The organism is Gluconacetobacter aggeris (genome assembly GCF_014174395.1).
GTDB lineage: Bacteria > Pseudomonadota > Alphaproteobacteria > Acetobacterales > Acetobacteraceae > Gluconacetobacter > Gluconacetobacter aggeris.
Genome location: NZ_JABEQD010000001.1, coordinates 140,340 through 159,520, shown reverse-complemented (window position 1 = coordinate 159,520; position 19,181 = coordinate 140,340). Strand labels below are relative to the sequence as shown.

Sequence of the window (19,181 nt, the reverse complement as noted above, 5' to 3'; positions counted from 1 at the left end):
CACGACCGAAAATCGTACCGGCCCTCGCAGGAGGGCCGGCCGGATCATCAGAAAGCGGTCGAGACAGTGCCCGTCATGGTAAAGCGCGGCTCGACCATGAAGGAATTGCCGTAGCCCAGCGTGGGGGCGTTGCTGCCGCTATAGACATAGTGCGTGTTCAGGTCGCTGCCGCGATACACCACGCCCATCGCCCCGGTGCGGACGATCGAACCGGTCAGGTTCGTGAAGTTCAGGCGGAAAGTCGGCGACTTGGCGAACAGGAACGCCGGGAAGTGATAGCCCAGCGACAGCGTGTCGGTCACATAGCCCGGCATACGCTGGTCGCCGGCAACGCTGACCGATTGCGGGCCGGTGTAATGCACGCTGCCATTGGCGAAAAAGCCCTTGTAGGTATAGGTCAGGCCGAAATTCGCCATGATGTGCGGCGCCATCACCGCCTGCGTGCCCTTGGAATGGATCAGCGTGTTGGTATACGGGTCCATCACGTTGCTGTCCTGCGTCGCGTGCAGATACTCGAACGACGCATAGGGGCTGAAGCCGTGGATGGAACGGCCCGAAATCATCGCGTCGAAGCCGCGCATCGTCTGGCTGCCGATCGACATGGGCGAGAAGCTGTTCATGCCCACATACTGGTTCACGATACGGTTCGTGACGTTGTAGTTGAACAGCGCCAGGTCGGCGATGATGTATTTGTCGTGATAGCGGTACCCCAGCTCTTCCTTGATGGAATACTGGTTTTTCAGGAAATTCGGGCCGGATGGCAGCCAGCCCATATCCACCGCGCTCGGCTGGCGATAATCACCTTCGGCGTTGACATAGATCTGGTGATGCTCGTTGAACGTGTAGCCGATCGACAGTTGCGGCAGCGGCTCGGTGCGGTTGTTGCTGCAATGCTGGAAATTGTCGCTATTGTCGCAGACCGACCCCTTCACCTTGGTGCCGTCGATGTTGGCGAAGCTGGCGGTCCAGCTATTGATCATGGCGAACTTGAAGCCCGCATGGATCACCAGCCGGTCATGCAGGTATTTCGCGGTATCCTGGATGAACAGCGAATGGATCTCGTATCCGGCATTCTGGCCGAAGGTGAAGCCTCCGGTCTTGTACAGGTTCCACGGGCTGGGCGGCGTGCCGTCGGCATTGGTGTTGCCGCTGGGATAGGACTGGTTCGTATAGGTGTTTTCGTACCAGTAGCCGACCGAGAACGCGTTATGCGGGTCGATCTGGTAGCCCAGCTTGGCCACCGTGCCCACCTGCCGGGTGTCATTCTGCAGGAAGAAGCCGGTCAGGTTCGGGCCGCTATAGGGCGTGCCGTCATCGTTGGAGATCGGATTGGCGGGCGAGGCATCCCAACCCTGGCCGAAGCTGAAATAGGGTTGCAGGTCCAGGCTGAAGCGCGCGGGCAGGACAAGGTGCAGCGGCGCGGTCAGGAAGACCTGGTTCCAATGGTCCTTGCTGTTCTGCCAGTAATTGTCGTTCCTGGGATTGTCCGAACGGCCCCAGCCCTGGCCGGTGTGCTTGTAGCGATAGAACTGGTCAGCGGTCGGGTAGTTGTCGATCGTGAAGTTCTCGTTGTTCCACGACACGAACACCTTGGCGGTCGAGCCGTTCTGCCAGTCTTTCTGGATGCCGAAATCCAGATGGTGGCGTTCGTTGATGCCCGATCCCATCCACGACCGGCTGTGGGTGTTGGAGAACGAGAGATAGCTGCGCACGCCGCTATTGCCGATCTCGCCCGATTCCAGGCGCAGGAATTCGCGCGACAGATTGTTGGTGCCGTAGGAGAAATCCATCAGCCCGCCGAACTTTTGCGCCGCCGTGTGGCTGCGCTCGTCCATCACGCCGCCGGCGGCGGACATGACGGGCAGGTCGGTCCCCGAACTGCCGGGCGTGATGTTGACCTCTTCCAGGTTCTCGGAATCGATGTCCTCGGCCATGTATTTGGCCGCCGCCGCCGGGGCGCCGTCCACCATCAGTCCCATGTCCAGGTCGGTCAGGCCGCGCACCTGGATCATGCCGCCCTGCATGCCGGCCGTGTCGGGGGTCGAGACACTGAGGCTGGGCAGGTTCTTGATCAGGTCCAGCGCCGTGCTGGTCGGCGCGCGCATGTCGATATATTCTTTGGCAACGGTCTGCACGGTGTGCGGCGCCGTTTCCAGCCGCATCATGCCGCCGCCGCCATTCAGCGCCTGCCGGGACGAGGTGACCGAGATGTCTTCCGCCGTCGCCGCGCGCGGGGCGGCGGCGCGGACCGGGGTGCCGGCGGCCGGAACGGCGCGGGCAGGGGCCTGCGGCGCGACGGCCGGGGCCGCGCCGGCTGTCGCCGGGTGGGTGGTCGAGGCATGACGATGATGATGCGGGCCGGTCGCGGCGCGTGCCCCCTGTTGCGGCGCCGTGGCGATACAGAACACGCCGGCCAGGCAGGTCATGGCCTGCAACCGGCCCCGCAGTCCCGGCATGCGGGAGAGATACGTCATTCCTCGATCCTTTTCACTTCGTCTTCGGCGCGTCCGGTTCGTGCCGGGCGCGTTCGCGCCACGCATGATCCCGAGACGGGCGAGCCTGATAGCCCGTCTTACTACGAAAGACGAATGATCGCCTCCCGGATCGGTTCGGGTTCGAAATTACGAAGGCGCCGCAGGCACCTCAAGGATAAAAGAAACATCAGTCTGTTGCCGTTTTGAGCACGCCCGCCGACTCGCGCCCGCCCCGCCCGGTCAGGATTCAGGCGTGACCAGCCAGCTTGCGTGCGCCACCGCGTGCGTGGTGCCCAGATGGGCGATGACGCGCTGCAACTCGGCCCTGTCGACGGCGGTGCTGGTCAGGGTGGCCGCGATCTCCACCTGGTCCGCGCCCCGGTCGGTCAGTTCCACGTCGGCGACGGGGAAGCGCGCCTGTTCCAGATGCGCCACCAGCAGGTCGCGCAGCGTGTCGACATGCGCGCGGTCCGTCAGCAGGCTGACGGTATAGCTCGCCTCCACCCCGCGCCCCTGCAACGGAATGCGGTCGATGGCATTGACCAGCGGCCGCAGCAGCGTGTTGCCGGCAATGACGAAGACCGTCAGCAACCCGCCCTCGGCCACCATGTCGCACCCGGTGCAGGCACCCACCGCCGCCGAACACCACAAGGTGGCGGCCGTGTTCAGCCCCTGCACATTGGTCCCGTCCTTCATGATCACGCCGGCCCCCAGAAAGCCGATGCCCGACACTACGTAGGAAATCACCCGCACGGCCTCCACATCGCCGGCAATCCGCTGGGCCACGTCCACGAAGGCCGCCGCCCCCACCGCCACCAGCACATTGGTCCGCAGCCCCGCCGTGCGCTGCCGGTACTGGCGCTCGGCACCGATCAGCGTGCCGAACAGAAAGGCGGAGAGGTAGCTGACGATCGTGTCCAGAAAGGCCGGCCCGTTGAAGGTCTGGATGAAATGCATTGCGGCAGGCTCTCCGGCGGATCGTTCAGGCCGGCCGCGCGCGCGACAGGCGGCGCGTGATGAAGATGCCTTGGGCCGGCGACAGATGCAGGACCGAGGTGCGATACCACCCCTCGCCCTGCCGCGGCACCTGCCCCGACCCGAATGCCGGGTGGACATGGCGGAATTCGATGTCCCCCGGATTCTCGATCTCGACCGAGAAGACATGCTGGCGCCAGCTCAGCATGGCCACCGCCTCGCCCGCATGCGTGGCATAGCGGGCTTGCATATGGTCCTGCCGCACGATCTGCTGCCCGGCCTGGAACAGCATCGCCACCCCGGCGATGCAGGCGGCGGCCTGGCCCACATGGCGGAACAGATCGTCATGCAGGCGATGGATCAGCACGCGCATCAGCAGCGTGGCGGCAATCGCGGCGGCCGCGACCACCAGGCCGGCCCGCAGCGCCGGCCCGGTCAGCATGCCATAGGAGAGGTACAGCCACAGCTTGGTCAGATGCAGCAGCACGTCATTGGCCGCCCGCGTGGCGACGATCTGCTCCTTCCGCAGGCCCATCCGGTGATAGAACCCGTTGAACAGCAGCCCGACCGCCCCGGTAAAGCCCGATATGAAACCGGCCGCCGCCCCCAGCACGGGCAGCAGCGCGGGGCGAAAGGGCCGCACGACGCCCGGCGTCCGCGTCCCCCGGCGCAGCAGGAATGGCAGATTGCCGATCAGGAACACGCCCAGCAGCAGGTCCAGATAGACCGGCTGCAACCGGCTGAGCGCCCACACCCCGCCCCACGCGGCCGGCAGCGCCAGCGGCACGAAGCGCACCACCACATCCCAGCGTATGGAGCGGAAGAAGGAGACGATGCGCGAGAACGAACTCAGCGCCGTGCCGACCGACAGCGCCGCCGGCACCTGCGCCGGCGCCAGCAGCAGCCCCAGCACCGGCATCACTATCAGCCCGGCCCCGCCGCCCGACACCGCGCTCAGGGCAAAGGCCGCGACAGCGACCAAAAACAGCAGCACGGCAACGGCCATGAAATGCTCCCTCCTGCGCGATGATGCGCCCGGCGCGATCATAGGTCGTCTTGCCGCCCGCTTCCATCGCCGCGTCACCGCCGGCACGCCTTTTCACGCAGGTTTCTATTTCGCTGCCGTATCGGCCAGCAGGATCACAGCATCTTCGCCCGCCATGGCGATGAATTGCTGCTCGTCGTCGATCCGCGCGCCATCGCCGGGGCCGAGGCACGCGCTCTCCAGCGTAACGGCCCCCCGCACCACGACCAGATAAAGCGCACGGCCCGGCGTCGTCCGGTAACACGCGCCTTCACCCTGCGGGATCGCCGCATGCAGCAGGCGGGCGCGGGCGCGCAGCACCACCGGCGCGCCATCGGTGATGGTGCCCGTCTCCTCCGGGTCATCCTCGGGAAAGCCGGAGGCGAGAATGCGGAAACCACCCTCTTCCAGCTCGGCAAAGGCCGGGCGCGCCTCCTGCACCGGCGTGCCCCCTTCATCATCGGGCAAGAACCAGAATTGCACGAACGTCGCCCCGGCCGCCCCCGCGCGCCAGCCCATCGACAGGCACCCGGCGGCGGTCGAGATCAGATGCAGCCCCCCGGTCCCGATGCTTTCGTCCGCAAACAGGTCGCTGCGCACCGTCAGCGTGCCGTCCGCCACCCAGGTCGCGATATCGACATTCCGTTCGGGCCCCAGCACATACGCTGCATCGGCGGGCAGATGCCCCACATTGACCGCGCGCAGCCGGCCGTCATGCACATGCTGCGGGTCCTGATAGGCCCCGAAGGCGAAATGGCAGCGCAGCAGTACGTCCCCCCGCTGCACCTGGCCCAGAGCATTCGCACGCCGGATCGTGATCATCGGGTCCTGATCCTCTTCAGCCATGCGCCGTCACGGGCGTGGCATCAGGATAGGTCGCCTCCCACCCGCCGCCCAGCGCGCGATAAAGCTGCGTCACCGCGCGCGAAATCTCCGCCGTCGCATCCACGAACCGGGCCTGCGAGGCCAGAAGCTGGTTCTGCACCGTCAGCACGGTCAGGAAATCCGAAGACCCAGCCTTGTATTGCGCCCGCGCGGTCTCCACGGCGATCTCGTTCTCCCGCACCGCCTCGCGCAGCCGGTCGCGTTCCGATTGCGCGGTCGCCAGGTCGGTCATCGCATCGTCGACCTCCTGCCACGCCTTCAGCACCGTCCGGCGCAGCAGGATCGCGGCCTCCTTCTGCTGGGCCCTGCGCAGACGCAACTGCCCGGTCAGCCGCCCACCCTCGAACAGCGGCAGGGTGGCCGTCGGCCCGAACCCGTACTGGCGCGACGCCCAGGACCCCAGCCCGCTGAATTGCAGCGCCTGGATGTCGAGACTGCCCGACAGCGTGATGCGCGGAAAGAAATCCGCCACCGCAACGCCGACGCTGGCGGTGGCGACATGCAGCCGCTCCTCCGCCATGCGAATGTCCGGCCGCCGCTCGGCCAATTGCGACGGCAGCCCGACCGGCAACTCGGCCGGCACCGGCGGAATGGGTGCGGGCTTGCCAAGCTGCGCATTCACCGCGCCGGGCGCGCGCGCCACCAGAAAACTCAGCGCGTTGAGCAGGTGCACCTGCTGGCGCTCCAGCGGCGACCGCTGGGCCTCGAACCCGCGCAACTGGCCCGTCGAATCCGCCACATCCAGCCGCGTCGCCGCCCCGTGGTCGAAGCGCATCGTCGTCAGCCGCATGCTGTCGCGGGCAATGGCGATGTTGTGGTCCAGAATGGCCAGCCGCGCCTGCACGCCCCGCAGGTCGATATAATCCTGCGCGGTCTCGGCCATCAGCGACACCAGCACGTCGCGGCGCATGTCCTCGCTGGCCTGCATGGCCGCCGTGGCCGCTTCCACCTGCCGCCTTACATGCCCCCACAGATCGACTTCCCACGACGCGTTCATGCCATATTGCGGCAGGTTGAACGACGGATTGCCCACACTGCCCGGCAGCGCGGTCGGGCCGAAACCCTGCGTGCCGCTGGCCACCGTCCCGGCCTGCTCGCGCTCCATGGTCCCCAGCAGGCCCAGAATGCCGTTGGTGCTGGCGCGTTCGCGCGCATAGGATGCATTGGCCTCGGCATGCGGAAACTGCGCCGCACTGGCAATCCGCCGCTCGGCCGCGCTTTCCATCAGCCGCAGCGATGCCGCCTGAAGGTCCAGATTCGCCGCCGCCACATCCTGCTCCAGCGCCGTCAGCACCGGGTCGTTGAACTGCCGCCACCATTGCGGATCGGTCGAGGCCATCACCGGGTGGCTGGCCGCAGGCGTCACGCTCTGGTGCCATGCGCGCGGACTGCCGGCCACCGGCTTGCGATAATCCGGGCCCACGGTACAGGCCGTCAGCGCCGCCAGGCAGAAGGCCGGCATCAGTGCCCGGTGGCCGCACCGCCGCCGTCGTGCGTGACCCGACACGTCCTCAGCGCCAGACATAGCGTGCATCATCGGCATGAGGTCCCGAGGGCTGGGAGGCCGTATCGATGCTGACTTCCACCGACATGCCGACGCGCACTTTGGCCGCGAGCGGCTGGTCAGGGTCGAAGGTCAGCTTGACTGGTACGCGCTGGACCACCTTGGTGAAATTGCCAGTCGCGTTGTCCGGCTGGATCGGCGCAAAGGCCACACCGGTCGCCGGTGCCAGCGAATCCACATGTGCCTTCAGTGGATGACCGGGGAACGTATCCACCCAGATGGTCGCACTCTGCCCCGTCTGCACATGCGTCAGTTGCGTTTCCTGGTAATTCGCCAGTATATAAGCCGCCTTTGTCGGCACCACGGCCAGAATGGCGGTGCCTGGATGCACATAGGCACCCACGCGCACCCCACGTTCGCCGACAATGCCGCCGACCGGGGCCGGGATCGTGCAGTAGGAGAGATTCAGCGCCGCCTGCCGTTCGTCACCCTGGGCCTGCAACAACTCGCCCTGCGCCCGCGCAAGCTGGGCCTTCAGCACATCGACCTGTCGTACGGCGCCGTCCGCCGCCGCTTCGTCGCGCGCCACAATCGCTTCATCTTCCTTCTCGCGGGATTCGGTCGCCTGTTTCTGCTCGACGGTACCCGCTCCACCCGATGACAGGTCGCGATAACGCGTCATGTTCTGCCGTGCGAACTGCAACGCGGCCTGGTCGGCCTGTACCGCGGCTCGTGCGCCCGCAATCACCGAATCCTGGCGCGTCAGCTCTGCTTCCAGATTCCGTACCGCGCCCTGCGCCGCCTGCAATCGGCCGCGTGCGGCATCCAGGGCGGCGCGGTAATCGTCGTCCTCGATATGGGCCAGCGCATCGCCGGCATGCACGGTCTCGTTGTCCTCGGCCTGCACACGGTCGATACGGCCCGAGACCTTGGGGGCAACGGCGGTGAAATCGGCGGTGACATAGGCATCGTTCGTATATTGATCGACGCCGTTGCCCATGATCATCCGGCTGCCACCCCATGCGGCGAGCGCAAGCACGATGGCCGTGCTGCCGGCATAGAGAAGAGGTTTCTTGTAAATCATTCCGTAGGGTCCGCGTGTTTCAGTGAGCAGGAGCCGTCGCTGACGGCGGGCGGGGGGGATAGACGCGGCGCGGCAGGATGACGTTCAGCGCGGCGTAGAACAGGCAGACCCACATCAGGACGAAATAGATGTCCGTCAGTCCGAGGACGAGCGACTGCTCCTCGATAAAGGTATGGAAGACCTCCAGCACATTATGCGCGATATGCCCCGCGTCGGGAGACGTGCTGGAAAGCTGCTGGCCGATCGGATCGCCGAGGCCCTGCAACGCCAGCCCCTGCGCGCCGTGATGGTCGAGCAGCATGGCGGAGTGATATTGCTCCCGCCGCCGTGTCAGTGCGGCGAACAGCGCGAAGGCCACGGCATTGGCCAGCCCCTTGAGCATGTTGACCATGCCGGAGATGAACGGCCCGTCCGCCGGTCCCAGCGCCAGTGTCGCCAGCATCAGGGTCGGGATGACCGTCATCGGCTGGCCGAATACCTGCAAGGCCTGGATGACGTAGAAATTGTCCCGTACCCAGTCCGGCGTCAGCCAGGTACCCAGCCACGACGCCGCTGCCAGGCACAGCATGCCTCCCGCCAGTACATAACGGCAATCGACCTTGCGGCTGTTGCAGATCGCGGCGATCAGCGGAAGCATGATCAATTGTGGCAGTGCCACCACCAGAGAGACCGGCGCGGTCTGGATCGGCCGATAGCCCCGCACCTCGGCCAGATAGGTCGCCGGCAGTTCCGACAGCAGGCCGCAGATCGCCAGGATACCCACCAGAGACAGCAGCGAAGCCTGGATATTGCGCGACCGCCAGTACTGGATCTTGAAATATGGGCTGGGGTGAAACGCCTCGTTGATCAGGAACACGACAAACGCGGCTCCTCCCCATAATGTCAGATGGGTAATGACGGGTGAACGGAACCAGTCCAGTCGGTCGCCCTGATAAAGTACGATCACCAGCGAACAGATCGCCGGCAGGCCGACCATCAATCCGAACCAGTTGAATTTCTCGAACCGTTCCAGATGCATCGGGTCGCGCGGCAGGCCGTAGGCCATCATGGCGATCGCCAGCGCCGCCAGCGGAATGATTTCCCAATACAGCCAGTGCCAGCCGACATGCTCGAACCAGAACGCTTCCAGCGGCAGGCCCAGATTGGGGCCGAAGGTGGCGCTCATGGCATAGCCGCCAATACCGAAGACCCTGATTTCGGGTGGCAGATATTTCAGCATCACGGTCATCAGCACCGGCGGCAGGCACCCTGCCATCAGCCCCTGAAATGCCCGCAGCGCGCATAATGACGTCACGTCGGGCATGAAGGGCGCCGGAATCGACAGCAGCGCCATGACAGCCGTCACGAAGATCGAAAACCGGTAGATCGAGAATGACATGTAGAACCACGGTGTGAAGGCCATGGCGGCGATATTGAACGCCTCATAGATCGCGACCAGCCAGGTCCCTTCGTCGTGGCCGATATGCATGGCCCCGCGAATGTCGGTCAGGCCGATCTCCGTTACATGCTCGTTGAAGCCCGCCACATGTACCGCCAGCAGCATGCCCAGGCAGCCGATGATCGTCCGCAGCCCGAAAGGCGGGATGTAGGACGGCATCGGCGGCGCGGCATGGATCACCGGCGCCTCTGGCATGGGCGCCGAAGCGGGAGGGGGCGGAATGGCCAGCCCATCGGCGGCCGCCACGGCACCGCGCGTGTCAGGATGATCGGAAACCATGGCCGAATGATCATCGAAATCGAAACGCGGAAAACCGCCATTCCGATTATGCCAGGATTCCACTTTCCGGAAGAATTTCTTCTGGTCTTTCCCTTCTGCGGAAAGATAGGGTGGCGAGATGCGCGGATATGACCTCGACCTGTTGCGCTTCCTCCAGGTACTGATCGAAGAACAAAGCGTGTCGGTCGCCGCCCGGCGCATGCATGTCAGCGAACCGGCGATGAGCCGCCACCTGGCCAAATTGCGCAGCGTGTTCGGCGACCCGATCCTGGTGCCATCGGGCCGGCACCTCATCGCCTCGGCCTTCGCGCAGGGTATTCGAGATCGCGTCCAGGAGGTCGTACGCGCCGCCGACGGGCTGATCGAAACCCAGGTCCTGGCCGACCTGCGCAACATGGCGCCCAAATTCACCATCCGCGCCAATGACGTCGTCATCGCTCCGCTGGCGCTGCCGCTGCTGCGGGCGCTGCGGCACGATTGCCCGAACTGCGAACTGGTCTTCGCGCCCGAAGTCGACGACGCCGCCAACCAGGCCCTGCGCGAAGACGCGATCGACCTCTACATCGGCGCGACCGACATGCTGAAGCCGGAAATCCGCCTTCAGACCATTTTCTACAACACCATGAAGGCGCTGGTGCGGAAGGACCATCCGATCTTCGCCGAAGGCATCACGCCGGAAACCCTGACCCGTTACGATCATATCAGCGTCTCGCGCCGAGGCCGTGCCCATGGCCCGATCGACCGCATCCTGCGCGACCAGTACGGCCTGGCCCGCCGTGTCGTGCTGGTCATTCCCAATTACAAGGCCATGATCGACAGCATGCGCGACACGGATCTCATCGTGACCCTGCCCGACATGGCCCTCTACCGCGTGCCGCTGGCCGAACGCGGGCTGGCCCTGTTCGACTACCCGTTCTCGCTTCCCCGCGTCGAAGCCTTCCAGGCCTGGCACCCCAGGCGCGACAACGACCCGGTCCATCGCTGGCTGCGCGAAACCATCTTCCGCGTCGCCCGCCAGATCCAGAGCGAACTGACCTGACGTCGCCGCGCGCACCCGCAGCGGGCGCCACATCGGGTCAGGTCGCTTCGCGCGCATAAGCGACGCCTGACGCGTTCCGCACCCATCTCGGCGTCCGTGATGGCGACGATGGCACCGAGGGCCCGAACATGCCCGTCCTCAGTGCGGCATCTCCGGCGGCAGCGGGCGCGGCCGGCGCTCGTCGTCGATGGCCACGAAGGTGAACACGCCCTCCGTCACCTTTACCGTCTCATGCGAATGGCGGGCCCGGCGCCAGGTCTGCACATGGATCGACATCGAGGTCCGGCCGGTGCGGATAATGTCGGTATACAGGCTCACCTCATCGCCGATCAGCACCGGCTGGTGCAAAATCACCTTGTCGATCGCCACCGTCACGCAACGCCCCCTGGCACGCAGGGCCGCCGCCGTGCCGGCCGCCAGATCCATCTGCGACATCAGCCAGCCGCCGAAAATATCGCCCGCCGCATTGGCATCTGCCGGCATCGCCACCACGCGGATGGTCGGCTGGCCGGATGGCGGCACGGGGACGGCGGATGGCTGGTCTGGATCGGTCACGCATTCTTCTCCTTGCTCGGCCCGCGGCGATGCGTTCAGCGGAACGGGGGCTCGTCGAACCCGCGTAGCTTGCGCGAATGCAGCCGGTCCACCCCCTGCGCGCGCAACTGGCGCATGGTCTCGATCCCCACCGTCAGATGCTGGCTGACGCGCTCGCGATAGAAGGCATTGGCCATGCCGCGCAGCTTCAGTTCGCCATGCAGCGGTTTGTCCGACACGCACAGCAACGTGCCGTACGGCACGCGGAAGCGGAACCCGTTGGCGGCGATGGTCGCGGACTCCATGTCGACCGCGATGGATCGCGACATGTTGATCTGCGTGAACAGCGCCTGAAGCCGCAATTCCCAGTTCCGGTTGTCGGTCGTCATCACCGTGCCGGTGCGCAGCCGCGTCTTCAGTTCGGAATCGTGCAGCCCGGTCACCCGCGCCGTCACATCCTGCAACGCCACCTGCACCTCGGCGATCGGCGGCACCGGCACCCAGGGCGGCAGGTCGTCGTCCAGCACATGGTCGTCGCGCACATAGCCATGCGCCAGCACATAATCGCCCAGCCGCTGCGTCCGCCGCAGCCCGGCGCAATGGCCCACCATCAGCCAGCAATGCGGCCGCAGCACCGCCAGATGGTCGGTAATGGTCTTCGCATTGGCCGGCCCGACGCCGATATTCACCAGCGTGATCCCATCGCCGTCCGGCCGGCACAGATGATAGGCCGGCATCTGCGGCAGGGACCCCGCCATCGGCGGCCGGGCCGCATCGCCACGCCGATGCACCTGGTCGCCAGGCTCCACGAAGCGGTCATACTCGCCCCCCGCATCCACCTGCGCATGCCCGTAATCGCGGAATGCGTCCACATAGCGCTGGTAGTTGGTCAGCAGGATGAACCGCTGCACATGGCGCGGCGCGGTGCCGGTATAATGATGCAGCCGCGCCAGCGAATAATCGGTGCGCTCGGCGGTGAACAGCGACAGCGGCCGGGGCTCGTCCGGGCGCGGGATCAGCGCGCAATTGGCAATGCTGTCGTCGGTGGCGTGCAGGTCGGGCAGGGCGTAATGGCGCTGCAACAGGCGCAGGTCGTCCTCGGTGATGGCGGTCACCGCCTCTTCCATCACATAGGGCAGCGGGATCGGCCGGCGCGAGCGCCCCACCAGCACCGGCTGGCGGTAATGGTGCAGCAGGATGCCGATCTGCTCGCGCCAGTAATCGCGGAACAGTTCCGGGCGGGTCAGGGTGGTGCCGTAGAATCCCGGCTCCAGCACCACGTCGAAGGGCGGGCGCGTATCCTCGGCCAGCGGCGCGCGTCTGACGGCAAAGGCCAGGTACGGATAGGTCGGTGCCACCGGCCCGGCCGGCTGCCGCTGGCCGAAGGCCGCGCGCAGTTCATGCACGGCCGATTCATAAAGCTCGGCAATGCGCCGCACCGCCGCCTCGGCATCGTCGAACGCCTCGAAATCCGTGCCCACGCGATCGCGGATCGCGGCGAAATCGTCACTCATGCGCCATTCTCCCGCTGCAAGCGCCCCGACCGGCGCTCCCTGCCCAAGGGATCAGCGCCGGATCAGGATATAGTTGATCGTCACGTCGATATCGAAATGGTCGCCCGCCATGTCCGGCGGCACCGGGGGCAGCTCGGCTCCGTGGAACATGCCGGTGGTCGCGGCATCCAGATAGTACGAGCCCGACTGGCCGGTCAGGCGCACCCCGCGCACGCGCCCGCTGCGGTCCAGCACCACATGCACGGTCGAGGCCCCGTCATCGCCCGCCCGGGCGGCTTCCTCGGGATAATACATGTGGCTGCGGATCCAGCGGTCGATCTCCTCGCCATAATCCTCGCTGACGCCCCGCACCTGGGTCTGGCTCGAATAGGGGGCGTTGAGCTGCCCGTTGCGCACCACCGGCCCCACCGACAGGTCGATCGGCCCGCCGGAACCGCCCGCCCGGCCGCGCCGCTGGCGCACCGGCCCCGGCGAGGGCGCGAAGGACAGGTCCATCGGATGATCGAACGGCGAGGGCGCGTGGCTGGGCGTGCGCTGCCGGGCCGTCTGCGTGTGGCGCGGCGTCGGGTGCGCCGTCGGGTGCGCGGCCTGGCCGGGGCTCTGCAATGCCGGGTTGGGCGGCGCGGTGGACGGCTGGTCGGGCAGCGTCTGGTCCGACGGCGTACGCGGCAGCGGCGGGGCCGCCGGCGTCTGCGGCGACGGGACGCTGGGCGAGGGCGAGGAATCGCTGGGCTGCGGCTGGTCGGGCTGCGGCGTGGTCGGCGTGGGCTTGGCCTGCGACCCGCTGCCCCCCGCCTGGTCGGGCGAATTGCGCCCCTGCAGCCCGCTGGAGGCCGGCGGGGTGAACATCATCTCGACCGACTGCGATTCAGGCGCGGCCGATCCCCCGGCATGGTGGCGCGCCGCCTGCAGGATGATCGCCAGCAACACCAGATGCAGCGCGGCGGACACCGCCAGGACGGTGGTCACCCCCGGTTCGGCCACCGTATCCGGCCGGATCATCGGCGCGCCGCTCTGCTTCAGCGGGCGATAGCCCTCCGGGCGGCCGACCGGTTCGGGGCGCAGGCCCTCGCGCCCGTCGGGCCGTTCGGGCGGCTCGGGCCGGCGTGCCGCACGCTCCCGAACATCCGCGCGCGGGATCAGGACGGGCTCCTCGGCCTGGCGATGGCGGGAGGAAGGACTGAGTGTCACCGTCATGAAGGGCCGGGAGTCTCCGCGTGTTCGCCTGCGGCGCGTGGTCTCTCGGGACCCTAGCCGCTGGCGGCCCCGTTGTCATGATATCATGCGGCCATGAGATCGTATCATGTTGTCACCGTCGGCAGGGCGGTGCCACGCCGATTGAACGGTCGGCCCCTCTCTGCACTAGGCTCCCAACCATCATGACATCCTCCATTCCCTCCCCGGCGCAGGACCGCGCCATCCGCGCCCACCTCTCCGCCGCCGACCCCGACCTCGCCGCGCTGGTGGCGCGTGTCGGGCCATGCGGCCTGCGGGTCGATGCCGGCCGCGCACCCTACGAGGCGCTGGTCAACGCCATCGCCCACCAGCAGCTTCACGGCCGGGCGGCCCTGGCCATCCTGGGGCGGCTGGTGGCCCTGGCGGGCGGTACTTTCCCCAGCCCCGAGACGCTGCTGGCCTTCCCCGAGGCCGATCTGCGCGCCTGCGGCCTGTCCGGCACCAAGATCCGCGCGATCCAGGGCGTGGCCCAGGGCCGGCTCGACGGCACCGTCCCCTCCCGGCGACAGGCCGAGTCGATGAGCGACGACGCGCTGATCGCCCGCCTGATCACCCTGCGCGGGGTCGGGCGCTGGACGGTGGAAATGCTGCTGATCTTCTCGCTGGGGCGCACGGATGTGATGCCGGTCGACGATTTCGGCGTGCGCGAGGGCTGGCGGGTGATCAAGGGCCTGGACACCCAGCCCCGCCCGGCCGCCCTGGCAGCCATCGCCCGCGACTGGAGCCCCTACCGCTCCGCCGCCGCCTGGTATCTGTGGCGCGCCGCCGAGGCCGCGAAGGCGGCGTAGTCGACCCTGACCGAAAATGTGGGGCTGGTGAGCGAGAGCGGCCCGTCAGGGCCGCGTCCGGCGTGGGTTTCCGAGCACCGAAGCGGAGCGGCCTATATGGCCGTGAGCATCGGAGCACAGGAAACGCGCGTCGGATCGCCGCCAGCGCGCATTTTCGGTCAGGGTCTCAGCTCAGTACCGGTTCGTGAACTCTTCCACCAGTGCCGCAAAGCGGGTGGGGTTTTCGACATGCAGCCAGTGGCCGGCATGCTCGATCAGTTCCAGATGGTAGTTGGGGAACAGCCGGCGCATCACCCCATAATGCTCCCGCCGGATATAGGGTGAATTGCCACCGGCCAGGAACAGCGTCGGCCCGGGATAGGTGTAGCCTTCGGGGATATAGGGCCAGCTTTCGATATTGGTCATCGAGCCCACGATCTCCTTCAGGCCGATGACCCATCCCGGATTCTCGCCCAGCCGGATATTCTGCAGCATCAGCGCCCGCACATCGGCATTCGGGATTTCGGGCAGCAGCAGCGCATCGGCCTCCGCCCGGTTCAGATAAGGCGGAAAGCGCACCCGCAGCATCCGTTCGCCCAGCGAGAACTGCCCGTGCCCGGTGCGGGCGGGCGGAATGTCGGCCACCACCAGGCTGTGCACCATGCCCGGCCGGGTCAGCGCCAGCGTCATCGCCACCTTGCCGCCCATCGAATGGCCCACCAGCGTCGCGGGCAGCGCCGCATGATGGGCCAGCGTGTCCAGCAGGTCCCCGGCCATGGTGTTGTAGTCCATCGGCCCATGCGGGCTGTCGCCATGATTGCGCAGGTCGATCGCCAAAGTCCGCCGCGTGCGGGCCAGCCGACGCTGGAAGAAGCCCAGATTGCGGGCACGCCCGAACAGGCCATGCAGCAGAACGATGGGCGGACGGGCGGACGAGGCGTCCGACACATCCTCGGGTCCACGCGCGATGACGTTCAGCAGCACGATGGCATGGTCCTTCACCTTGTTCCGCGCAGGAGTCCGCGATGGGCCGCGATGGCCTGACCGATGTTATAACACTAACGCAGGTCGAGCACGATCTTGCCGGAATGGCTGCCCGATTCCATCAGCTTATGGGCTTCCACCACCTCGGCAAACGGAAAGGTCGCGTGGATCAGCGGCGCGATCGTCCCATCCGACAGAAGGGGCCACAGCACCGCGCGCAGGCCATCGGCCACCCGGGCCTTGTACGCCCCGTCGCGCGGGCGCAGCGTGGTGCCGGCCACCGTCAGGTGACGGGTCAGGATGCGCCCCACACCCACTTCCTGCGCGCGGGCACCGCCCTGCAGCGCAATGATCACCAGCCGCCCGCCCGGCGCCAGGCAGCGCAGGTTGCGGTCCAGATACGGGCCGCCGATCACGTCCAGCACCACATCCACGCCCCGCCCGCCGGTCAGTTCGTCGATCCGCGCGACGAAATCCTCGTCGCGGTAGTCGATCGCGGCCTCGGCGCCCAGCCTCAGGCACAGCGCCGCCTTCTCGGCCGACCCCACGGTCACATAGGGTACGGCACCCAGCGCCCGCACGGTCTGGATCGCCGCCGTGCCGATGCCGCCCGCCCCGCCATGGATCAGCACGGTTTCGCCGGGGGCGACATGCGCGGTCATGACCAGGTTCGACCACACGGTAAAGAACGTCTCCGGCAGGGCGGCGGCGCGGATGGCGTCGAACCCGTCCGGCCAGGGCAGGCACTGCCCGGCGGGCACGGCGCAATATCCGGCATACCCCCCGCCATTGGTCAGCGCGCAGACAGGCGTGCCGATCGCCGGCCAGTCCGGCGCGTCCGGCCCCTTCGCCACCACCTCGCCGGCGATTTCCAGCCCCAGGATCGGGCTGGCGCCCGGCGGCGGTGGATACTGGCCCTTGCGCTGCATCAGGTCGGGCCGGTTCACCCCCGCCGCCTGCACCCGCACCAGCACCTCGCCCGGTCCGGGCACGGGCAGGGGGATGTCGGCCAGGCTCATCGATCCGGGCGCGCCGGGCTCACGCACGATCACCGCGCGCATGGTGGGGGGCAGGGCAGGGGACACGGGCATTTCTCCGCGATCGGGGCCGCAAGCGCGGCATGGTAGGAGGCTGTTTGAAAAGTGTCGATGCCGAGCAAGAGCGGGCCGAAGGGCCGCGGCCGGCATGTGTTTTTGAGCATCGCAGCGCAGCGGCCTTGATGGCCGCCCGCCGCGAAGCGCAGAAAACGCGCGTCGGATTGCCGGCAGCGGCATTTTTTCAAACAGCCGCCACGGCGGAATTCCGGTTGATCCGACAGGCCCATCACTTCAAATAGTCGCTACGGGCGCCCCGGTACCGCACGTCACCGGCCACCGGGCGCCGCGCGAAAGTGACCTGACCGTGCCGTCCTCCACCCTCGGCCTGCTGAATCATCTGCGCCGCCATCGCGGCGCATTCCTGCCCCCGGACGGGGCAGAGGGCGGCGTACGCGACGAGCGGGTGCCCTATGTCCCGCGCCTGCTGCGCGCCCTGGTACGGGCCGACGAATTATGGCTGGCGGTGCTGGCGGCCTGTGTCGGCTGCGGCGCGGGCCTGCTGGTCAGCGCCATGATCCACGCCACCCAACTGGCGCACCGCCTGCTGTTCGCCGCCCCCGGCGAGGGCCGCATTTCGGGCCTGCCCGCCATCATCCCCCTCCGCGCGCTCCTGGTGCCCACATTGGGCGGGCTGGTCTTCGGCCTGCTGGGGCTGCTCGTCGTGCGCTGCATCCCCGGCCGCCCGGTCGACCCCATCGAGGCCAACGCCCTGCATGGCGGCCGGATGTCGATGCGCGACAGCGCCATCGTCGCCCTCCAGACGGTGCTGTCCAACGCCGTCGGCGCCTCGGTGGGCCTGGAGGCCGGCTTTACCCAGATCGGCGCCGCTACCGGCTCGCGCCTGGGCCGCATGTTCCGCGTCCGGCGCGAGGATCTCCGCCTGCTGGTCGGCTGCGGCGCCGCCGGGGCCATCGGGGCGGCGTTCGACGCGCCGCTGGCCGGGGCGTTCTATGCGTTCGAACTGGTCATCGGCACCTATTCGCTGGCCAACCTGGCCCCGGTCGCGGCGGCATCGGTTTGCGCCATCGGGGTGACGCACCTGCTGCACAGCGCAGCCCCCGGCGTCAGCGTGATCCTGCCCGCCGAATTGCGGGTGGACGACTACCTGCCCATCGCCACACTCGGCATCGTGGCCGCCCTGCTGGGCGTGGGCCTGATGTATTGCGTCACCCTGGCCGAGGCCCTGTTCCGCCGCTCCGGCCTGCCGGTCTGGATGCGCCCCGCCATCGGCGGGCTGGTGGTGGGCCTGCTGGCGCTGGTCTCGCCCACGGTCATGTCCTCGGGCCACTGGGCCATGCGCGTGGCGCTGGAGCACGCTTACCCCACCGGTTGGGTCCTGGCGCTGCTGGCCATGAAGGCACTCGCCTCCTCGGTGTCGATCGGCGCCGGCTTCCGCGGCGGCCTGTTCTTCGCCTCGCTCTATCTCGGCGTGCTGACCGGCGCCGCCTTCGCCGGCGGGCTGGCGCTGATCTCGGCCACACCGCTTTCGGCCGAGCTCTGCGCCCTGGTGGGCATGAGCGCCATGGCCGTCGCGGTGGTGGGCGCGCCGATGACCATGGTCTTCCTGGCACTGGAAATGACGGGCAGCCTGCCGCTGACCGCCGCCGTGCTGGTGGCCTCGGTCATCGCCAGCCTGACGGTGCGCCGCACCTTCGGCTATTCCTTCGCCACCTGGCGCTTCCACCTGCGCGGGGAGTCGATCCGCTCGGCGGTCGATGTCGGCTGGATTCGCACCCTGACCGTGGGCCGGATGATGCGCCACGACGTGAAAACACTGTGCCAGGACATAAAAGTGCAGGCCGCCCGCCAGGCCTATCCGCTGGGCTCGGCGCAACGCATCGTGCTGGTCGACCAGTCAGGCCGCTATGTCGGCCTGGTGCTGGTGCCGGACCTGTACGTCGACACCGTCCTGCCGGACGAAACCCTCTCCCGCTTCGCCCAGTATCGCGACCAGATGCTGGTGCCGCAGATGAACCTGCGCGAAGCCATCGCCCGCTTCGCCCAGGCCGAAAGCGACGCGCTGGTGGTGGTGGATAGCGAGGAAGGCCGACAGGTGCGCGGCATGCTGACCGAACAGCACGCCCTGCGCCGCTACAGCGAGGAACTGGATCGGTCCCGGCGGGAACTGGCAGGCGAAAAGCGATCCGGGAGCTAAGATCTTCTTTTTCTGAAGAAAAAGAAGCAAAAAGACTTTTATTCGGTCGGTAGTCTCGCAACAGGCAAGCACAAGGCTCCCAAACAGATCAGAAGTTTTTTGGTTCTTTTTTTCAAAAAAGAACAGAACGCCGGCACAAAAAAAGGGCGCCGGCCCCTCACGGTCCCGGCGCCCCCTTTCTCCAATCCCGAA

16 protein-coding genes are annotated in these 19,181 nt (G+C 67.2%); 4 read left to right on the top strand and 12 right to left on the bottom strand.

What is annotated here, in order from left to right:
* Positions 1 to 47: 47 nt before the first annotated feature.
* The 7 genes from HLH36_RS00755 to HLH36_RS00725 form a co-directional block, all read right to left on the bottom strand.
* Positions 48 to 2,474, bottom strand: coding sequence for a TonB-dependent receptor (locus HLH36_RS00755; protein WP_182984613.1), 2,427 nt, complete (start codon positions 2,472 to 2,474; stop codon positions 48 to 50).
* A 240-nt stretch (positions 2,475 to 2,714) separates the two neighbouring features.
* On the bottom strand, positions 2,715 to 3,431 hold the full coding sequence (locus HLH36_RS00750) for an MgtC/SapB family protein (protein ID WP_182984612.1): 717 nt from the start codon (positions 3,429 to 3,431) through the stop codon (positions 2,715 to 2,717).
* A gap of 25 nt (positions 3,432 to 3,456) precedes the next feature.
* Complete coding sequence (locus HLH36_RS00745; RefSeq protein ID WP_182984611.1) at positions 3,457 to 4,455, bottom strand: sulfite exporter TauE/SafE family protein; 999 nt, start codon at positions 4,453 to 4,455, stop codon at positions 3,457 to 3,459.
* Positions 4,456 to 4,560: 105 nt separating this feature from the next.
* The gene (locus tag HLH36_RS00740; RefSeq protein WP_182984923.1) at positions 4,561 to 5,295 is read right to left on the bottom strand and encodes a pirin family protein; all 735 of its coding nucleotides are present in this window, start codon (positions 5,293 to 5,295) and stop codon (positions 4,561 to 4,563) included.
* Between the two features lie 16 nt (positions 5,296 to 5,311).
* Entirely contained in the window at positions 5,312 to 6,883 is a 1,572-nt protein-coding gene (locus HLH36_RS00735) for an efflux transporter outer membrane subunit (protein WP_408871827.1), read from the bottom strand.
* Positions 6,870 to 7,946 (bottom strand): HlyD family secretion protein, encoded by a 1,077-nt coding sequence (locus HLH36_RS00730; protein ID WP_182984609.1) that lies wholly within the window; start codon positions 7,944 to 7,946, stop codon positions 6,870 to 6,872. The genes HLH36_RS00735 and HLH36_RS00730 overlap by 14 nt, the downstream gene beginning before the upstream one ends.
* Positions 7,947 to 7,965: 19 nt before the next feature.
* Positions 7,966 to 9,579 (bottom strand): MFS transporter, encoded by a 1,614-nt coding sequence (locus HLH36_RS00725; protein ID WP_182984922.1) that lies wholly within the window; start codon positions 9,577 to 9,579, stop codon positions 7,966 to 7,968.
* A 202-nt stretch (positions 9,580 to 9,781) separates the two neighbouring features.
* Here HLH36_RS00725 and HLH36_RS00720 point away from each other — a divergent pair, with 202 nt between their 5' ends.
* Entirely contained in the window at positions 9,782 to 10,702 is a 921-nt protein-coding gene (locus tag HLH36_RS00720) for a LysR family transcriptional regulator (protein WP_182984608.1), read from the top strand.
* Positions 10,703 to 10,840: 138 nt separating this feature from the next.
* Here HLH36_RS00720 and HLH36_RS00715 read toward each other — a convergent pair whose 3' ends face one another.
* The 3 genes from HLH36_RS00715 to HLH36_RS00705 form a co-directional block, all read right to left on the bottom strand.
* Entirely contained in the window at positions 10,841 to 11,185 is a 345-nt protein-coding gene (locus tag HLH36_RS00715) for an acyl-CoA thioesterase (RefSeq protein ID WP_182975278.1), read from the bottom strand.
* A 107-nt stretch (positions 11,186 to 11,292) separates the two neighbouring features.
* Complete coding sequence (locus HLH36_RS00710) at positions 11,293 to 12,750, bottom strand: AMP nucleosidase (protein ID WP_182984607.1); 1,458 nt, start codon at positions 12,748 to 12,750, stop codon at positions 11,293 to 11,295.
* 51 nt (positions 12,751 to 12,801) lie between these two features.
* Positions 12,802 to 13,947, bottom strand: a complete 1,146-nt coding sequence (locus HLH36_RS00705) for an energy transducer TonB (RefSeq protein ID WP_182984606.1) — start codon at positions 13,945 to 13,947, stop codon at positions 12,802 to 12,804.
* A 182-nt stretch (positions 13,948 to 14,129) separates the two neighbouring features.
* On the opposite strand from HLH36_RS00705, the gene HLH36_RS00700 reads away from it, so the two are divergent.
* A complete protein-coding gene (locus HLH36_RS00700) occupies positions 14,130 to 14,774 on the top strand; it encodes a DNA-3-methyladenine glycosylase family protein (protein WP_182984605.1) in 645 nt (214 codons plus the stop codon).
* 171 nt (positions 14,775 to 14,945) lie between these two features.
* Here the strand turns inward: HLH36_RS00700 and HLH36_RS00695 are convergent, their stop codons facing one another.
* Both HLH36_RS00695 and HLH36_RS00690 read right to left on the bottom strand, forming a co-directional pair.
* Positions 14,946 to 15,737 carry an alpha/beta fold hydrolase gene (locus tag HLH36_RS00695; RefSeq protein ID WP_182984921.1) on the bottom strand — a complete coding sequence of 264 codons (792 nt, stop codon included), beginning with the start codon at positions 15,735 to 15,737 and terminating at the stop codon, positions 14,946 to 14,948.
* Between the two features lie 74 nt (positions 15,738 to 15,811).
* The gene (locus HLH36_RS00690; protein ID WP_182984920.1) at positions 15,812 to 16,798 is read right to left on the bottom strand and encodes an NAD(P)H-quinone oxidoreductase; all 987 of its coding nucleotides are present in this window, start codon (positions 16,796 to 16,798) and stop codon (positions 15,812 to 15,814) included.
* A 74-nt stretch (positions 16,799 to 16,872) separates the two neighbouring features.
* Between HLH36_RS00690 and HLH36_RS00685 the strand changes: the two genes are divergently transcribed.
* Both HLH36_RS00685 and HLH36_RS00680 read left to right on the top strand, forming a co-directional pair.
* Positions 16,873 to 17,073, top strand: coding sequence for a hypothetical protein (locus tag HLH36_RS00685; RefSeq protein WP_182984604.1), 201 nt, complete (start codon positions 16,873 to 16,875; stop codon positions 17,071 to 17,073).
* A 65-nt stretch (positions 17,074 to 17,138) separates the two neighbouring features.
* The gene (locus tag HLH36_RS00680; RefSeq protein ID WP_408871826.1) at positions 17,139 to 18,989 is read left to right on the top strand and encodes a chloride channel protein; all 1,851 of its coding nucleotides are present in this window, start codon (positions 17,139 to 17,141) and stop codon (positions 18,987 to 18,989) included.
* The last annotated feature ends 192 nt before the right edge of the window (positions 18,990 to 19,181 follow it).